Annotated in this window: 15 protein-coding genes and 1 pseudogene; 12 read left to right on the top strand and 4 right to left on the bottom strand. The window is 42.9% G+C overall.

The window, feature by feature from the left end; genetic code table 11:
- Positions 1-10 precede the first annotated feature (10 nt).
- The 11 genes and pseudogenes from pdxB (at position 11) to GKR74_RS05840 (ending at position 10,892) form a co-directional block, all read left to right on the top strand.
- Positions 11-1,135, top strand: coding sequence for a 4-phosphoerythronate dehydrogenase PdxB (gene pdxB / locus GKR74_RS05890; protein ID WP_336431302.1), 1,125 nt, complete (start codon positions 11-13; stop codon positions 1,133-1,135).
- A 73-nt stretch (positions 1,136-1,208) separates the two neighbouring features.
- Positions 1,209-2,219 carry an aspartate-semialdehyde dehydrogenase gene (locus GKR74_RS05885; RefSeq protein WP_154602890.1) on the top strand — a complete coding sequence of 337 codons (1,011 nt, stop codon included), beginning with the start codon at positions 1,209-1,211 and terminating at the stop codon, positions 2,217-2,219.
- Positions 2,219-3,034 carry a tRNA pseudouridine(38-40) synthase TruA gene (gene truA, locus GKR74_RS05880; RefSeq protein ID WP_154602889.1) on the top strand — a complete coding sequence of 272 codons (816 nt, stop codon included), beginning with the start codon at positions 2,219-2,221 and terminating at the stop codon, positions 3,032-3,034. Before GKR74_RS05885 ends, truA begins: the two co-directional genes overlap by 1 nt.
- A 35-nt stretch (positions 3,035-3,069) precedes the next feature.
- A complete protein-coding gene (locus GKR74_RS05875) occupies positions 3,070-3,777 on the top strand; it encodes a DedA family protein (protein ID WP_154602888.1) in 708 nt (235 codons plus the stop codon).
- A 160-nt stretch (positions 3,778-3,937) separates the two neighbouring features.
- Positions 3,938-4,906 carry an acetyl-CoA carboxylase, carboxyltransferase subunit beta gene (gene accD, locus GKR74_RS05870; RefSeq protein WP_108478580.1) on the top strand — a complete coding sequence of 323 codons (969 nt, stop codon included), beginning with the start codon at positions 3,938-3,940 and terminating at the stop codon, positions 4,904-4,906.
- Entirely contained in the window at positions 4,896-6,185 is a 1,290-nt protein-coding gene (gene folC / locus GKR74_RS05865) for a bifunctional tetrahydrofolate synthase/dihydrofolate synthase (protein WP_154602887.1), read from the top strand. Before accD ends, folC begins: the two co-directional genes overlap by 11 nt.
- A gap of 5 nt (positions 6,186-6,190) precedes the next feature.
- Positions 6,191-6,913: a cell division protein DedD gene (gene dedD, locus GKR74_RS05860; RefSeq protein WP_181477309.1), complete on the top strand. Its 723-nt coding sequence runs from the start codon at positions 6,191-6,193 to the stop codon at positions 6,911-6,913.
- Positions 6,914-7,090: 177 nt separating this feature from the next.
- Positions 7,091-7,648, top strand: a pseudogene (cvpA, locus tag GKR74_RS05855) (colicin V production protein).
- Entirely contained in the window at positions 7,609-9,126 is a 1,518-nt protein-coding gene (purF, locus tag GKR74_RS05850; protein ID WP_154602886.1) for an amidophosphoribosyltransferase, read from the top strand. The pseudogene cvpA and the gene purF overlap by 40 nt, the downstream one beginning before the upstream one ends.
- A 271-nt stretch (positions 9,127-9,397) precedes the next feature.
- Positions 9,398-9,937, top strand: coding sequence for a hypothetical protein (locus GKR74_RS05845; protein WP_154602885.1), 540 nt, complete (start codon positions 9,398-9,400; stop codon positions 9,935-9,937).
- Positions 9,938-10,319: 382 nt separating this feature from the next.
- Positions 10,320-10,892, top strand: a complete 573-nt coding sequence (locus GKR74_RS05840) for a UbiX family flavin prenyltransferase (RefSeq protein WP_154602884.1) — start codon at positions 10,320-10,322, stop codon at positions 10,890-10,892.
- A gap of 16 nt (positions 10,893-10,908) precedes the next feature.
- Here the strand turns inward: GKR74_RS05840 and GKR74_RS05835 are convergent, their stop codons facing one another.
- Positions 10,909-11,814, bottom strand: a complete 906-nt coding sequence (locus GKR74_RS05835) for a TIGR01777 family oxidoreductase (protein ID WP_154602883.1) — start codon at positions 11,812-11,814, stop codon at positions 10,909-10,911.
- Positions 11,815-12,085: 271 nt separating this feature from the next.
- On the opposite strand from GKR74_RS05835, the gene yfcD reads away from it, so the two are divergent.
- The gene (yfcD, locus tag GKR74_RS05830; protein WP_154602882.1) at positions 12,086-12,628 is read left to right on the top strand and encodes an NUDIX hydrolase YfcD; all 543 of its coding nucleotides are present in this window, start codon (positions 12,086-12,088) and stop codon (positions 12,626-12,628) included.
- Positions 12,629-12,674: 46 nt separating this feature from the next.
- Here yfcD and GKR74_RS05825 read toward each other — a convergent pair whose 3' ends face one another.
- The 3 genes from GKR74_RS05825 to ackA form a co-directional block, all read right to left on the bottom strand.
- On the bottom strand, positions 12,675-13,802 hold the full coding sequence (locus GKR74_RS05825) for a hypothetical protein (RefSeq protein WP_154602881.1): 1,128 nt from the start codon (positions 13,800-13,802) through the stop codon (positions 12,675-12,677).
- A gap of 139 nt (positions 13,803-13,941) precedes the next feature.
- On the bottom strand, positions 13,942-16,071 hold the full coding sequence (gene pta, locus GKR74_RS05820) for a phosphate acetyltransferase (protein ID WP_154600249.1): 2,130 nt from the start codon (positions 16,069-16,071) through the stop codon (positions 13,942-13,944).
- An 81-nt stretch (positions 16,072-16,152) separates the two neighbouring features.
- Positions 16,153-17,355, bottom strand: a complete 1,203-nt coding sequence (ackA, locus tag GKR74_RS05815; RefSeq protein ID WP_036952711.1) for an acetate kinase — start codon at positions 17,353-17,355, stop codon at positions 16,153-16,155.
- Between the last annotated feature and the right edge of the window lie 552 nt (positions 17,356-17,907).

The following is a 17,907-nucleotide window of genomic DNA, read 5'->3' as shown; positions in this document are numbered from 1 at the left end:
GACGAATTCCGTGAAAATTTTGGTTGATGAAAACATGCCATATGCTCAAACACTATTTAGTGAGCTAGGCGAAGTTAAAGCAGTACCAGGGCGCCCAGTGCCAGAACAGGAACTGGTTGATGCAGATGCATTAATGGTGCGCTCAATTACCAAAGTGAATAAATCATTACTGAGCAATACGCCAGTAAAATTCGTCGGCACGGCAACAGCAGGGTTTGACCACGTTGATACCCAGTGGCTTGCCGAAGCCAATATTGGATTCTCTTCAGCGCCAGGGTGCAATGCCATTGCTGTCGTTGAGTATGTTTTTTCGGCATTACTGATGCTGGCGGAGCGCGATAATTTTGATTTACGCGATAAAACCGTAGGGATAGTGGGTGTCGGGAATGTGGGAGGGCGCTTGTATAAACGTCTGCAAGCGTGGGGCGTTAATACCGTATTATGTGACCCTCCTCGAGCAGATAAAGGCGACCAAGAAGTTTTTGTTCCGTTCGATTCGCTACTGGAACAGGCTGATATTTTAACCTTCCATACGCCGCTCAATATGGAAGGCGAATATTCGACTTTCCACTTAATGGATGGGCCTCGATTAGCAAATCTACGCGACGGTACCATTTTGATTAATGCGAGCCGTGGTGAAGTGGTGGATAACCAAGCGCTATTACAGTTGCTTGAACAAGGTAAGCCGCTGAGTGTGGTATTGGATGTATGGGAACCTGAGCCTGATCTGGATACAGAATTGCTGGCATATGTGGATATCGGTACGCCGCATATTGCAGGCTATACTTTAGAAGGAAAAGCAAGAGGAACAACCCAAGTCTTTGAAGCTTATTGTGAATTCCTAGGTAAACCTGCGAACGTGTCTCTGACATCGCTGTTACCGAAGCCGGATATCGACTGCATTAATTTCAATGGTAAATTAACGCAAAGCCAGCTCAAAAGATTAGTGCATCTCGTGTATGATGTGCGCCGTGATGATGCATCACTGCGCGCAGTGGCTGGCATTCCCGGTGAGTTCGATAAATTACGTAAACATTACCAAGAACGCCGTGAATGGTCATCGTTAACTGTTCAGTGCGATAACCAAGAGACAGCCCAGCTACTGAGCGCATTAGGCTTTACCACAAAAATTTAATAACAGATTCTTTTAGGTGAAATGAGCGGCTAAGCACGGCTTGTTTCACTTTGATTTTTTTAGAGGAAAAACCATGACAGAAGGTTGGAATATTGCATTACTCGGGGCAACCGGCGCAGTGGGCGAAGGCATTCTTTCCCTGCTTCAAGAAAGAGAGTTTCCCGTTGGTGAGCTTTATTTACTAGCCAGTGAGCGAAGTGCAGGGGAGAGCATTCGCTTCAACGGTAAAAGCTATCAAGTGCAAGATGTCGCGGACTTCGATTGGTCGCAGGCACAAATTGCCTTTTTTGCCGCAGGTGAAGAGGCCGCGGCACAGTATGCGGAATTAGCAGCGCAAGAAGGCTGCATTGTGATTGATAACAGTGGTATTTTTGCGTTAGACCCTGATGTACCGTTAGTGGTACCGGGCGTTAACCCTCAAGTATTAGCGGATTACCGTAACCGCAATATTATTTCAGTGGCAGACAGTTATGTTAGCCAGCTACTAACGTCTATCAAACCATTAGTGGATGCGGCTGGTGTAGGGCGTATTACACTGACCAATATGCTATCGATGTCAGCGTACGGTAAAGCCGCCGTTGATGAATTAGCAGGGCAAAGCGCGCGTTTATTGAATGGCATCCCTGCTGAAGAAGGTCGTTTTACTAAGCAATTAGCCTTTAACATGCTGCCATTATTAGCGGATGGCGAAGGCAGTGTTGTGCAAGAACGCCGTTTAGTTGAGCAAGTTCGTAAAGTGCTGCAAGACGACGGTTTGCCAGTCTCCGTAAGCTTTATTCAGTCACCCGTATTTTATGGTAATGCGCAAGTGGTGCACTTAGAGACACTACGCCCAGTTAGCGCAGAAGAAGCGAGCGAAGAATTTGAACGTTTTGATGATATTCAGGTCTCAGAAGAGGGTGATTACCCAACTCAAGTGACTGACGCATCAGGTAATGATTTCTTAAGCATTGGCTGTATTCGTAACGATTACGGTATCCCGGAAATTTTACAATTCTGGTCAGTGGCGGATAACGTTCGTTTTGGTGGCGCGTTAATGGCGGTTGAGACAGCAGAAAAACTGGCTCAGGAGCTGTATTACTAATGTCGGAGTCCCCAAACTTGCATCGCATTGCCCTCGGAATTGAGTATAACGGTAGCCGTTATTATGGTTGGCAACGCCAACAAGAAGTGAAAAGCGTACAGGGCTGCCTTGAGGCTGCTCTGTCTAAAATTGCTGCAGAGCCAATCACTGTCAATTGTGCAGGGCGTACAGATGCTGGTGTTCATGCGACTGGGCAGGTGGTGCATTTTGAAACTTCAGCTAACCGTAAAGAAGCGGCATGGACGATGGGGGCGAATACCCATCTTCCTGACGATATAGCGGTTCGCTGGTGTAAACCTGTGGATGATGAGTTTCATGCGCGTTTTAGTGCAACTGCACGTCGATATCGCTATGTGATTTTTAATCACCGTTATCGACCTGCAATTTTATCGAATGGTGTCACGCACTTTCATTTTCCGCTTGATGAAAAGCGTATGCACCAAGCGGCACAAGCATTGCTGGGGGAGCGTGATTTTACCTCATTCCGCGCGGTGCAGTGCCAGTCAAAAACTCCTTGGCGTAATGTGATGCACGTGAATGTAACGCGTCACGGAAACTATGTGGTTGTGGATATTAAAGCCAATGCGTTTGTGCATCATATGGTGAGAAACATTGTTGGCAGTTTGTTGGAGATAGGCTGTGGGAATCAAGATATTGATTGGATGGCACATCTTCTAGAATTAAAAGATAGAACGAAAGCGGCGGCGACAGCCAAAGCGGAAGGACTGTATTTAGTGAGCGTGGATTATCCTGAAAAATTTGACCTGCCACAGAATGTGATGGGGCCTCTCTTTCTCGCGGATGAGCTACTGTAAAGGTCGTTAATATAAATCTCCACATGAGGAACCCCATGGAGTTTATCAGTTTTATCATTGATTTTATTTTACATATTGATGTGCATCTTGCGGAATTGGTCGCCGAATATGGTGTTTGGGTTTACGGAATTTTATTCCTGATCCTATTCTGCGAGACGGGGCTGGTGGTTACGCCTTTCCTTCCTGGAGATTCATTATTATTTGTCGCGGGTGCGTTAGCAGCATTGCCAAGTAATGATTTAAACGTACACGTCATGGTGTTGTTGATGATTATTGCAGCAATTATTGGTGATGCAGTGAACTACACCATTGGGCGTATCTTTGGTGAGAAACTGTTTAAAAACCCAGATTCAAAAATTTTCCGTCGTAGCTATTTGGATAAAACTCATCAGTTTTATGAGAAACATGGCGGAAAAGCGATTATTTTGGCGCGTTTTGTGCCTATCGTGAGAACCTTTGCACCTTTCGTTGCGGGTATGGGTAAAATGTCTTACCGTCATTTTGCCTTTTATAATGTGACAGGTGCGCTATTATGGGTGTTACTCTTTACCTATGCAGGGTATTTATTCGGTGATTTACCGATAGTACAAAAGAATTTGAAATTACTGATAGTCGCGATTATCTTTATTTCGATTCTGCCGGGTGTCATTGAAATTATTCGCCACCGTCGAGCTGCTGCAAAAGAAAAAAATGCAGTGGCAAAAGAAAAGAGTGCGGCGACGCAAAAAAACGATAACCAATAATCGGTTTGAAAAAAGTTTTTATCTACAGTGAGATATCATTGTGGTTTAATGGCAAAAAAATAACATACTGATAGATGCTTCTTATATAACCATCCCTAAAATTCAGGGGCAGTATTATTCGAAGTGTCGTCAGAGTGCAATCAGACGAAAAGGTCCATTAATGAGCTGGATTGAGAAAATTTTAAAAAAAGGTACTTCAACCCCATCCCATAAAGCAAACATCCCTGAAGGTGTTTGGACTAAATGTGATAGCTGTGGGCAAGTCCTCTACGGTGCTGAACTTGAGCGTAACCTACAAGTGTGTCCAAAATGTGACCACCATATGCGTATTCATGCTCGCCAACGCCTTGAATCTTTCCTTGATGAAAACTCAACAACGGAATTAGGTAGCGAATTAGAGCCAAAAGATGTGCTCAAATTCCGCGACTCTAAAAAATATAAAGACAGAATTAGCTCAGCCCAGAAAGAAACGGGTGAAAAAGATGCTATCGTCGTGATGAAAGGTACGCTCAAAGAGATGCCTGTTGTTGCGGCTGCATTTGAATTCTCCTTCATGGGTGGTTCAATGGCATCGGTTGTGGGCGCACGTTTTGTCCGTGCTGTGGAACAAGCATTGGAAGATAACTGTCCATTAGTTTGCTTCTCATCCAGTGGTGGTGCGCGTATGCAAGAAGCGTTACTGTCTCTGATGCAAATGGCGAAAACCAGTGCTGCACTGGCGAAAATGCAAGAACGTGGCTTACCGTACATTTCTGTACTGACCGACCCTACCATGGGTGGTGTTTCTGCAAGTTTAGCGATGTTGGGTGATATTAACGTTGCCGAGCCTAAAGCACTGATTGGTTTCGCGGGTCCTCGCGTTATCGAACAGACCGTTCGTGAAAAATTACCTCAAGGTTTCCAACGCAGTGAATTCCTGCTGGAAAAAGGGGCAATTGACATGATCGTGCGTCGTCAAGATATGCGTGATCGTTTGGCTGATGTCCTAGCGATGTTAACCAATCAACCAAGTCTAAACACCGCGCCAGCGCTGGTTGTTGAAGTGGTTGACGTGGAAATTGATCTTGCTGATGCTGTCGATGGTGCAGATAAAGCAAAAGGCGCTAAACATAAAAAAGATGATGAGTAATCTAATCATTCCTACCGCCAAGTCTCCATTGGAGGCTTGGCTTTCTTATCTCACCGACCTGCATAGTCAAAATATTGATATGGGGTTGGAACGAGTAGGGCAAGCTGCCCGTCAAATGCATCTCACTCAACCAGCTCCTCGCGTCGTCACTGTCACTGGAACCAACGGAAAAGGCACAACCTGCCATACGCTTGAGTCCATTTTGATGGCGGCGGGTTTGAAGGTGGGTGTCTACAGTTCGCCACATTTAGTGCGCTACACGGAACGCGTCCGGATCCAAGGCAAAGAACTTACTGAAAGTGAGTTTTGCCAAGCATTTGCGACTATCGAAGCGCAGCGTGGAAATATTTCGTTAACCTACTTTGAATATGGCACTTTAGCTGCACTACAATTATTTAAGCAAGCTGAGTTAGATATTGTGATCCTTGAAGTAGGGTTGGGCGGTCGCCTTGATGCAACTAATGTCGTGGATGCAGATATCGCGGCAATCACCAGTATTGCGCTTGACCATACCGATTGGCTAGGTTCTGACCGTGAGCATATTGGCCATGAGAAAGCGGGTATTTTCCGTCAAGGCCATTATGGCGTGGTGGGTGAGCCTGATATGCCGGACTCTATAGGCGCTTATGCCGACAAAATAGGCACCATGCTGTTTCGTCGTGGCAAGGATTGGCATTACCAAGAGCAGGGACAACATTGGTCTTGGGAAAGTTCTCAGAGGTCATGGGCTAATTTACCATTACCGAATGTGCCGTTGGCCAATGCAGCAACCGCGATGGGTGTGATCAGCTGCTTGATGGAGATTGATGCGGACTTAGCGCAGAAAATCACTGACCAAGCTATCCATCAAGGTTTAAGTACCGCTCAGTTACCGGGACGTTTCCAGATCATTGGTGAACATCCGTTAATGATCTTAGATGTAGCCCATAACCCTCATGCTGCAGGCTATTTAGTCTCCAAACTTGCGCAATTACCAGTGACAGAAGGTCGCCGAATTCGTGCGGTAGTGGGAATGCTGGGGGATAAGGATATTCAAGGGACATTAACTTGTTTATCCCAGCAGGTAACTGACTGGTATCTTGCACCGCTGAGAGAGTTTCGTGGTGCAGATGTGACTGAGCTTAGCCAGCACGTTGACGGTGCACATGAGTTTGATTCCGTGGAAGCAGCTTGGCAACAAGCGTGTGCGGATGCGCAACCACAAGATGTGATTGTGGTGTGTGGATCATTCCATACCGTGGCTCATGTCATGATGCTATTAGAGAAAACAGAAGGATAAAGCCAGTGGCTAGTAAATTCCAGAATCGTCTTGCTGGCGCCATTGTTTTAGTCGCTGCAGGGGTCATCGTATTGCCTGCATTGCTGGATGGCGATAAAAAATACAATGAGAATGAATTTGCAGCCATTCCGATTATTCCCAAACCGGGTGATGAAGAAGATATTGAGTCAATTGCGCCAATTACACACAGTGCATCGACCGCTTCTTCGGAAGGAACTTCTGAAGCGATGTTATCGGAAGCTATTACTGAGCAAAAGCAAAGTGAGCAGCCTCCTGTAGCCGCAAACAGTGCAAATCAAAGTAATAATAGTCAAAACGTGGTGAATCAAAATGGAAGCGCCATTCCTGCCAATGTCACTCCAGAAAAACCACGGGTAGAGCCGAAACCGGAACCTAAGCCAGAGCCAAAACCTGAGCCTAAGCCTAAGGTGGAGCCAAAGCCGGAACCGAAACCAGAACCGAAGCCAGAGCCAAAACAAGAACCTCAAGGTAAAGCCTATGTGGTGCAAGTGATTGCTCTCAATAATGCCAGCAAGGTTGAAGAAATTGTGGCGAAACTAAGACTGTCTGGGTATCAGGTTTATACGGTGCCAGCGCAGCCGGTGAACAACAAATTAACTCGTATTTATGTGGGGCCTGAAGCGTCAAGGCAGAAGCTGGAATCAGCTTTACCTGAACTGAACGCAATTACCGGCACAAAAGGGATAATCCAAGCTTTTAAGCCTTAAATTGACATTCAGTTATCCCTAAAAAATAAGGGTATTTAGTAACTTACTGCGGCGATTATGATTTTTTCTTTTCGCCGCTGATTTTTTTAAATTCAATGAAAAATGGTTACGCAAACGTTTTCGTTTTCTGTTAGAATGCATTCGCCGCTGACGTGAATGCGAATTTTGGAATGAAATATGGTCTGGATTGATTACACAATTATCGCCATTATTGGCTTCTCGGCACTGGTAAGCCTGATCCGTGGATTTGTACGTGAGGCATTATCGTTAATCACTTGGGGTTGTGCGTTCTTCGTAGCAAGTACGTTCTATCCTTACTTAGCGAGTTACTTTACGAACTTTGAGGATGTTTTGGTTCGTAATGGTATTGCGATTGCAGCACTGTTTATCGCGACATTGATTGTCGGTGCAGTGGTGAACTATGTGATTAGCTCATTAGTACAAAAAACCGGATTATCGGGTACAGATCGTGTACTGGGGATTTGCTTCGGTGCGTTGCGTGGGGTATTAATTGTATCGGCGCTATTGTTCTTTCTCGATACATTTACACCGCTTCCTCAAAGTGAGGATTGGCATCGTTCACAGCTTATTCCGCAGTTCAGTCATATTATTAGGTGGTTCTTTGACTACCTGCAAAATGCGTCAAGTTTCCTACCGGAGAATATCTCTCCGTCTGGCTGATGAGGAAAGACTAAATGTGCGGTATTGTCGGTATCGCCGGTGTTTCACCGGTAAACCAATCAATTTATGATGCGTTAACGGTGCTACAGCATCGTGGGCAAGATGCAGCGGGTATTGCGACTATTGATGGTAAAAACAATATCCGTTTGCGTAAAGCAAATGGTTTAGTAAAAGATGTCTTTGAAACGCGCCACATGCTGCGCCTTCAAGGCTCAATGGGTATTGGACATGTGCGTTACCCAACTGCGGGTAGTTCCAGCGCATCCGAAGCCCAGCCTTTTTACGTTAACTCTCCTTTTGGTATCACCCTTGCACATAATGGTAACCTGACAAATGCTCACGAACTCGCTCGGAGTCTATTTGAAACAGCACGTCGCCATGTGAATACCACGTCAGACTCCGAAATTCTTCTAAACGTATTAGCATACGAATTAGATAAGTTTGATCATTTTCCTCTCGAACCCGACAACATTTTTAGTGCCGTAGCATCAATGCACAAAAAAATCCGTGGCGCCTATGCTTGCGTGGCACTGATTATTGGTCATGGTATGGTGGCATTCCGTGATCCTCATGGTATTCGCCCATTAGTCCTTGGCCGCCGTATTCTTGCGACTGGTGAGCATGAGTATATGGTCGCGTCTGAAAGCGTAGCACTTGATACTTTAGGTTTCGAATTCCTGCGTGATGTTGCGCCAGGCGAAGCGGTGTATGTTACTGAAGACGGTAAATTATTTACCCGCCAATGTGCAGAAAACCCTCAATTGACACCGTGTATTTTTGAATATGTTTATTTTGCTCGCCAAGATTCGTTTATCGATAAAATCTCGGTGTATAACGCAAGATTACGTATGGGGCAAAAACTGGGCGCGAAAATTGCTCGCGAATGGGAAGACTTGCATATTGATGTGGTGATCCCAATCCCTGAAACTTCATGCGATATCGCGTTAGAAATCGCCCATATCCTCGATAAACCGTATCGCCAAGGTTTTGTGAAAAACCGCTATGTGGGCCGTACTTTTATCATGCCTGGGCAACAAGAACGTCGTAAATCTGTACGCCGTAAACTGAATGCAAACCGTGCAGAGTTTCGTGATAAAAACGTTCTGCTGGTGGATGACTCTATTGTGCGCGGTACCACATCAGAACAGATCGTTGAACTGGCTCGTGAAGCGGGTGCAAAGAATGTCTACTTTGCTTCAGCAGCACCGGAAGTTCGCTTCCCTAACGTATATGGCATCGATATGCCAAATGCCAATGAGTTGATTGCACACGGTCGGGAAGTGGATGAAATCCGTAAACTGATTGGCGCAGATGGCCTAATTTTCCAAGATCTCAGCGACCTTATTGATGCGGTTCGTGAAGAAAACCCTGAAATCAACGAATTTGAATGTTCCGTATTTGATGGCATTTACGTGACCAAAGATATTGACCAGACCTATTTAGATTATCTGGAAAATCTGCGTAAAGATGATGAGTTGAAGTTGAAAGATCAGAGTGATGTTGAGGATCTTGAGATTTACAACGAAGGCTAAACGTTAGGGAATCCTCGTCATACTTCACGCTATAGCGTTGTTGGCTGCATTAGCTAACCCTAGTCACATACTTGTGTATGTTCCTAGGGATTAGCTAACTTGCCGCCTAGCTACAACATGAATTATTTAGAGGATTACATCTAAAACTAAGCTGAAAATGAAGTTAGTCTGAATTACCCTCCGCTCAAGTTTCCTTTATTGATGACTGCTTATTCCGTGAGTAAAGTTTTGCTCTGTATTGAATATTAAATTCGAGATTTAGGAGTGAACTTTGTCATTAACATCTAATCTTTCTAAAACGATTGAATTATTGCAAGAATTCATAGATAGCACTCAATTAGGTTTAAAAGTCGATGCCCTTTGTGAAGATGATTTTGAATCCTTAACTAGAGATGAACGTTCAATATTGAATTGGAGAGATAAATTTCCTCATTACTTGAGTGAAAGTAGTTTTCACCTAGGGATTAGGTTAGATGATGAATCTAATATTGATGGTGCCATGCTGGGTATTTATGCCTCTGAAAATGGTGAGTTACACATTCTTCTCATTGAATCGTTTGTGAGAAATAATCCCGATCATCCGCTATCAGGGCGACTAACAATGTTTGTTATTGTGGCTACGATGTTTTTTTTGTCACAATATTCAGATAGTAAAGGGGTTTATATTATAGAGCCTCATCCAGAACTGATTTCGTATTATGAAAAGTTTGGTTTTAAGTTATTAGAAAATGAATTAGTAATGTATGCAACTGTTGAAGAATTACAGTTGGCTCAGTTAAATCTATTCAGAGAAAACATTGAAGAACAATAAATTAGATTATTTCTGATTGAATTCTAAACAGCAAGCGATATAATATTATCGCTGCATACAATATGTTTATGCATATTTATATCTAGAGGCTAAATATGAATAACGGTAAAACTAAACGGTTAACTACTGAAGAGTTACGATTATTGGTGCTATCTAATGCTAAGGCTTTAACATCTAAACATTTTAAGACTAGAGCTCCTGAAATAGCAGGACAGAAAAAAACATCAATCCCATCGAACTAATCTGTCTAGAATAGAGAACTGAAAAATCAGCTCTCTATTTTTATTGTCTTTACCTTCCTTAAGGCCACATAAGGTTCCTCACTCACTACTTCACGATATTTGGTATATAATGCAGGAAATTACGTGAATTGGGGCTGAACATGAAAAAACTTATCATTGGGTTAACGGGTGCGAGTGGAGCGATCTACGGTATTCGATTGCTGGAAGTGCTTAAACCTGTGAAAGATGTGGAAACCCACCTAGTGATGAGTGCAGCAGCGCGTCAGACATTAGCACTGGAGACAGAATTCAGTGTTAAAGATGTACAACAGCTCGCAGACCATGTTTATGATAGCCGCGATATTGCCGCTGCCATCTCCTCAGGCTCTTTTCGTACTGCGGGTATGGTTATCATGCCGTGTACTATGAAAACCCTTTCTGGCATCGTTCACAGCTATACAGACACGTTAGTTACCCGTGCCGCAGATGTTGTTTTAAAAGAAGGAAAAAAATTGGTGTTGGGCGTGCGTGAAACACCGTTGCATATTGGCCATTTGAAATTGATGGTACAAGCCGCAGAAATGGGTGCGGTGATTATGCCCCCAATGCCTGCGTTTTATCATCAGCCTCAATCCATTCAAGATATTGTTAACCAGACCGTTAACCGGATTCTTGACCAATTTGATATCGAGCTTGAGTATGATTTATTCACCCGTTGGCAGGGTGCTAAATAGCGCCTGTTTTAAATGATTATGATTTTGGTGCTAATAAATCCTCTAGTGCAATTCTCAGTTCAATAAATTCAAATTCAAAGCCAGCCTCTTCTAAACGTTTAGGTATGGCCTGCTGTCCACCAAGCAATAATGTCGCGGACTCCCCAAGCACGCCTCTAACTGCAAATGCAGGGGTGCGGATAAAGGAAGGGCGGTTGGTCACATCCCCCATCATGGCGGCAAATTGATCATTATGGACAGGGTAAGGCGAAGTCATATTAAATGGGCCACAAAGGGTTGGCGTCTCCATCAAGAATAAAATAGCTTTCACCATATCGTTAATATGGATCCACGGCATATATTGTTTTCCATGACCAATCGGCCCGCCAGCACCCATTTTAAAAATAGGCAGAATTTTGGCAAGTAAACCACCGTTAGGGGATAAAACTAATCCAGTACGTAATAAACACACTCGGGTTTTATCCGATTGCGCTTCTTGGGCGATAGCTTCCCAGCGAGCCGCTAGCTGATGGGTAAATTCATCATGGGGTTGATCCTCTTCCGTCACGACGGATTGGCCTTGGTCGCCATAGTAGCCTACAGCAGAGCCTGACAGGAATACGCTCGGTGGGTTTTGACTGGCTTTGATTAAATTCGTCAATTGCTGCGTAATTTTCCAGCGACTGTCACAGAGGATCTGTTTTTGTGCTGCTGTCCAGCGTTTTTCTGCGATAGGTTCGCCGGCAAGGTTGATGACCACATCAAAGCCATCGAGGTCTGTTTTATCTTGAAGGGTTGTCCAGCACTCAACGGCTTTACAAAATAAACTGTATACTTTTTGCGGTGAACGGCTTAATACGGTGACCTGATGTGAGTGCATCACTAACGTTTGAACCAGTTGGGTGCCAATTAACCCTGTTCCGCCTGTTATTAGAATTCTCATTTTTTATCCCCTATATTTAAAGCGCTATCACACTCTAAATAATCCAATTTTTACCACCCTATAAAGATAACTATAGCATTTGCAAATAGGAATTGTTGGGTTTCAGTTAACGCTTCACAAAAAAGAATTTTGTACTGTATCTTAAAGAGATGCATTGATTTTTGTGATGGAAAGCAAGGTCAAATTTGGTTAGGATCTCTTGCAACATATATGCGAAAAGAATACCTTGTATCAAAGTATTTTGGTGGACAAGCTAAATAAGGTTTTCAGGATGGAACAACAGACCGAATTCGTCGAATGGGTAGATATCGTTGACGAAGATAATAATGTAATAGCGCAAGCAACCCGTAGCCAAATGCGTGCAGAAAACTTACGTCACCGTGCGACCTACATCGTGGTGCACGATGGAATGGGTAAAATTCTGGTGCAACGGAGAACGGACATTAAAGATTTCTACCCAGGGCTTTTGGATGCGACGGCGGGTGGTGTCGTGATGCAAGATGAACAGATCCTTGAATCAGCTAAGCGTGAAGCTGAAGAGGAGTTGGGGATTGCAGGTGTTCCGTTTGCAGAACATGGTACTTTCTATTATGAAAATGAAATTTGCCGCGTGTGGGGTGGATTATTTAGTTGTGTGAGTCACGGTCCTTTTGCTTTGCAAGAAAGTGAAGTCGTGGAAGTAACTTGGTTGACTCCCAAGGAAATTACCGCTCGTTGTGATGAATTTACGCCAGATTCGCTTAAAGCACTGTCATTATGGTTAACGCGCAATAATGAAGCGGATAAAGCGATTAGCTGTTCAAACCCAGAATAAATGTGAGTATTGAATTAAGGACTACTTTGGTAGTCCTTTTGTATTTTTATGATTTATAAAATTTAGGTTCTTTGATTTTATTGGACAGTGGATATTGATGAAGTTTATCGGCGTAGGACGTATTAATCTCGATGATTTTCTCATGTTGAGAATTAACTAAGCATTCTTGCTGAGACATTATTTTTTCAATGAGATTAAAAAATTTTTTCTTATTTTCTGTTATATAAAGGCCTTTATTAGGCTCAAAGAACTTGAATATGATTTCATCGTTAATATGTTTAATCGTGATCCCCATAGCATGATCTTTAGTTAGAAAATCACAAATGGTATCTTTCTGTTGTTGTAGTCGATTATTAATTCGCTGTTTGAATTGCTCAAAGGTTATATAATTTTTTGGATTTAATTTTACATTATTATCAATAATCGTATAGGCGTCATATTTTATATTATATTGGCTATTTCTTTGTGTTATTTGATACTTAATGATTTTTTTCTGGTGGTTTTTAACTAATTCAAAAAATGGTTTAATGCCGTTGATTGATAAATCAGTCATTGCAAAGTTAGAACATTTTTTCTTGATTTCTCGAACAGTTGATTTTATTAAATTAACTTCAAATTTACTTTTCAATTTTAATATATTATCCCGGGCACTTGCTGATGTGGAATAGGTATAAAAATATAACTGATGTAATAATTTTTTAAAATCAATGGCATCATCTTCTCCTATATTATCCAGTAATAACGCACTGTTTTTAAAAAATACGGCATTGATTGAGTTAAGCATGTTTCTTTGTTTTAACTCTCTGTTATCATTTGAAAAATCAAATTTTTTTATGGCATAGTCAATATGCAGAACATAATCAATTATTTTCTGTCTATAAATAATTTGACAAAAGGCATCATTTAAAAAAGTGTGATAATGGCGAATATTCTTCTTGGAGTTATGTGTTTTTTTCAATGCTATCGCCAGATTTTTTATATATGTTTTTTCATCATTTGCATGGGCATAAAATAAGAAAGCATGTGTTAATCCATAACAGACACCTTTTTCGGCTTCTTGAATATTTTTAATACCGATTATATTACGGGAAAACTCATTTTTAACGGTATCTTTAAAATGATCTGTTAATTTTATCTGTTTAAACTTAATACTGGCTCTTTGGGGGATAATCATAATCATCCTCAATATTTTTGTGAAAATATAGAGGTTAATGATATGAAATGAGGGGAATATCATTTTCATATAACGATGAAAAAACAAAGGTCAACCCGTTTCCGGATTGACCTTTTAACACAAAGCTTAATAACTAAGATTATGCGTTTTCGTTTTGTACCGCTTGAATCGCAGTCAGTGCAACAGTGTAAACAATATCGTCTACCAGTGCGCCACGGGATAAGTCGTTAACGGGTTTACGCATACCTTGCAGCATTGGACCGATAGAGACTAAGTCAGCAGAACGTTGTACTGCTTTATAGGTGGTATTACCGGTGTTCAAGTCTGGGAAGATAAACACAGTTGCTTTACCCGCAACTGGCGAGTTTGGCGCTTTAGATTTTGCCACATCAGCCATTACCGCAGCATCGTACTGTAATGGGCCGTCGATCATCAGGTCAGGGCGTTTTTCTTGTGCTAAACGTGTTGCTTCACGTACTTTTTCAACATCACTACCCGCACCGGAATTACCCGTAGAGTAAGAGATCATTGCAACGCGAGGTTCGATACCAAACGCTTTTGCTGAATCCGCAGATTGAATTGCAATTTCAGACAGTTGCTCAGCTGTTGGATCTGGGTTAATCGCGCAGTCACCATAAACAAACACTTGCTCTGGCAGCAGCATAAAGAATACAGAAGAAACTAATGAGCTACCTGGTGCAGTTTTGATTAACTGTAATGGTGGGCGAATGGTGTTTGCAGTTGTATGAACAGCACCAGAGACTAGACCATCTACTTCGCCTTTTTCCAGCATCAATGTGCCCAGAACAACGTTATCTTCCAGCTGTTCACGAGCAACGACTTCGGTCATGCCTTTGCTTTTACGCAGTTCGACTAAACGAGCAACATATTCTTCGCGAACTTTAATTGGGTCAACGATTTCGATGCCAGCGCCTAATTCGATACCTTGAGATGCCGCAACGCGGCGGATATCATCAGGATTACCTAACAGTACGCAGGTTGCGATACCACGTTCAGCACAAATCGATGCTGCTTTAACGGTACGTGGCTCATCACCTTCTGGTAGCACGATGCGTTTGCCTGCTTTACGAGCCAGTTCAGTTAACTGGTAACGGAATGCAGGAGGAGACAGACGGTTAGGGCGCTCAGAATCAGCAACCAGAGATTCAATCCAATTACTGCTAATGTGGCGAGCCACATAGTTTTGAATTTTTTCGATACGCTCATGGTCATCAGCTGGAACTTCAAGGCTGAAACTTTGCAGATTCAGCGAAGTTTGCCATGTGTTGCTGTTCACCATAAACACAGGTAAGCCCGTTTCAAATGCTTGTTCACAAAGTTTGCGAATAGGTGCATCGATATCATAGCCACCAGTTAGTAAGATAGCCCCGATTTCTACGCCGTTCATTGCCGCCAAAGAGGCAGAAACCAGCACGTCAGGGCGGTCAGCTGAAGTCACTAACAATGAACCTGGGCGGAAGTGTTCCAGCATGTGTGGAATGCTACGTGCGCAGAAAGTGACGGATTTAACGCGGCGAGTGTTGATTTCACCTTCGTTAACGACTTTTGCATTTAAGTGTTTTGCCATGTCGATTGCACGAGTGGCAATTAGGTCAAAGTTCCAAGGAATTGACGCTAATACTGGCAGATTTAAACACTCCAGCGCTTTGGCATCGATATTTGCCACAGTCGCTTTGGTTGAATCATCAAAGATTTCAGACAGGTCAGGGCGAGTACGACCTTGCTCATCAACGGGTGCGTTAACTTTGTTAACGATAACCCCAATGATGCTTTCATTACGTTGGCCACCAAATTCGTTACGAACCAGCTCTAAACGCTCTTGCATTTGCTGGATTGAGCTATTGCCCGGCGCAGTAACAAAGACAATTTCAGCGCCTAAGGTTTTGGCGATTTCGTAGTTCAGTGATTGTGCAAAAGAGTGCTTGCGAGTTGGGACTAAACCTTCGATTAGGATCACTTCCGCATCTTTAGTGTGGTCGTGGTAGCGAGCCACGATCTCTTCCATCAAAATATCTTTCTTTGATGAAGTCAGCAGAGATTCCACATATTCCATTGTTAGTGGTTCAACAATGGTCGTGATGCTGGAGTGTGAACGTAAAACTTCAGTGGTTTGGTCTTTATTACCGGAAACGCGTGGTTGTGCGATAGGTTTAAACACACTCAGCTGGACACCTTTTTGTTCCATTGAGCGGACGACACCCAGACTAACGCTGGTTAAACCAACGCTGGTGCCAGTAGGAATTAGCATAATTGTACGGGACACAGGAACCTCGTTTTTTGGTTACTCTAAAGCAGTACCGCCAGCATAAGGCTGGCGGCAAGAAAGTCTTTATGCTGTTAAGCGTGCAGCATCTTGGGCAATCACCAACTCTTCATTGGTTGGGATAACCAGTGCCGGACGGCTGTTGTCGGTGGTGATAACACCTTCTTTACCGAAACGTGCAGCTAAGTTGCGCTCGTGGTCATATTCGAAACCAAGGATTGCCAGTTTCTTCAGCGTGATCTCACGCACTTGTGCAGAGTTTTCACCGATACCGCCAGTGAAGATAATTGCATCAAGACGACCTTCCATCAGCGCGCTGTACGCACCAACATATTTTGCTAAACGGTGGCAGAACACATCCATTGCACGGGTTGCATCCGCTTTAGTGCCGTAGTTATCTTCAACATAACGGCAGTCGCTAGTCACGCCAGTTAAGCCCAGTAAGCCAGATTCTTTAGTCAGCATTTTGTTGATTTGGTCAACGCTCATGCCTAATGAATCATGTAAGTGGAAAATAATCGCAGGGTCGATATCGCCGCTACGAGTACCCATGACTAAGCCTTCTAATGGAGTTAAACCCATTGATGTATCAACACATTTACCGTTAACGATAGCAGATACTGAACCACCATTACCTAAATGGCAAGTGATAACGTTCAGTTCATCAACTGGCTTGTTCAGTTTTTTCGCCGCTTCACGAGAAACGTAGAAATGGCTAGTACCGTGCGCACCATAACGACGGATGCTGTGCTCGGAATATAACTCGTATGGCAGTGCATACAAGTAAGCTTCTTCAGGCATTGTCTGATGGAATGCTGTATCGAATACCGCTACGTTTTTGGTGATCAGATGAGGGAATGATTTTCTCGCTTCTTCAATACCGATAAGGTGAGCAGGGTTATGTAATGGCGCGAATGGGATTGCCGCTTTAATACCCGCGATGACTTCGTCATCAATAACAACAGAAGAAGTGAATTTCTCGCCACCATGAACAATACGGTGACCGATAGAGGAAATCTGTGCGGACAATTCAGGTTTAGCAGCAAGAATTGTGTTTACGATGAAATTCAGTGCTTCGCTGTGTGCAGCGCCTGCACCTAAAGGTGCTTCATGTTTTTCACCGTCCATTTTCCATTTAATACGAGCTTCAGGTAAATTAAAACATTCAGCTAAACCTGATAGAAATTCATCTCCATTAGTCGGATCGATGATTGCAAATTTCAGTGAGGAGCTACCGCAGTTTAAAACCAGTACCAGCTTACTTGACATGGAAATACCTATCTTAGTTGATGTTGTGAAGCCCGTTATGAGGACACACAGACTTAGTTGAAAAATGTAATTCGCTAGAGCCTAGCGCATTTATATCCGACCAATTCATGATTGATATCATGATATGTGCAAAAAAGTACATGGGTCGATGATTTTACAGGGTTTTCTCGCGCAAACGTTACGTGATGCTGTTAAATAACTGTGAAAAATAAGTCACAGTATCGTGTTGAAATAACGTGCAGAACCCCAATATATCACTGTTGTTGACTTATTAAAGAGAACTATTAAGTAACATAGTTCGGCAGTAATTCTAATTACGGTCGATTCTACTAAAACTATTTTATATTTTATACGTTTTTTTTAAAAATAGGGCGTTTGGTTGATTAAAATCATAAATGCCATATAAAGTGTAGTTATAGCGGTGAGTTACGTATTCAAGAGAATAGCGGGTTTCATTTAAGTTAGCTTAATTAAAGCTAAATTTGTGAAAATTAACTTAAAAACTGAGTGTGCGTTCACGCTGAATTTGACGTAAGCTAGCCATAGATTGAT

The organism is Providencia sp. wls1914 (genome assembly GCF_009706645.1).
Taxonomy (GTDB): Bacteria; Pseudomonadota; Gammaproteobacteria; order Enterobacterales; family Enterobacteriaceae; genus Providencia; species Providencia zhijiangensis.
This window is presented reverse-complemented; position numbering and strand designations above follow the sequence as displayed.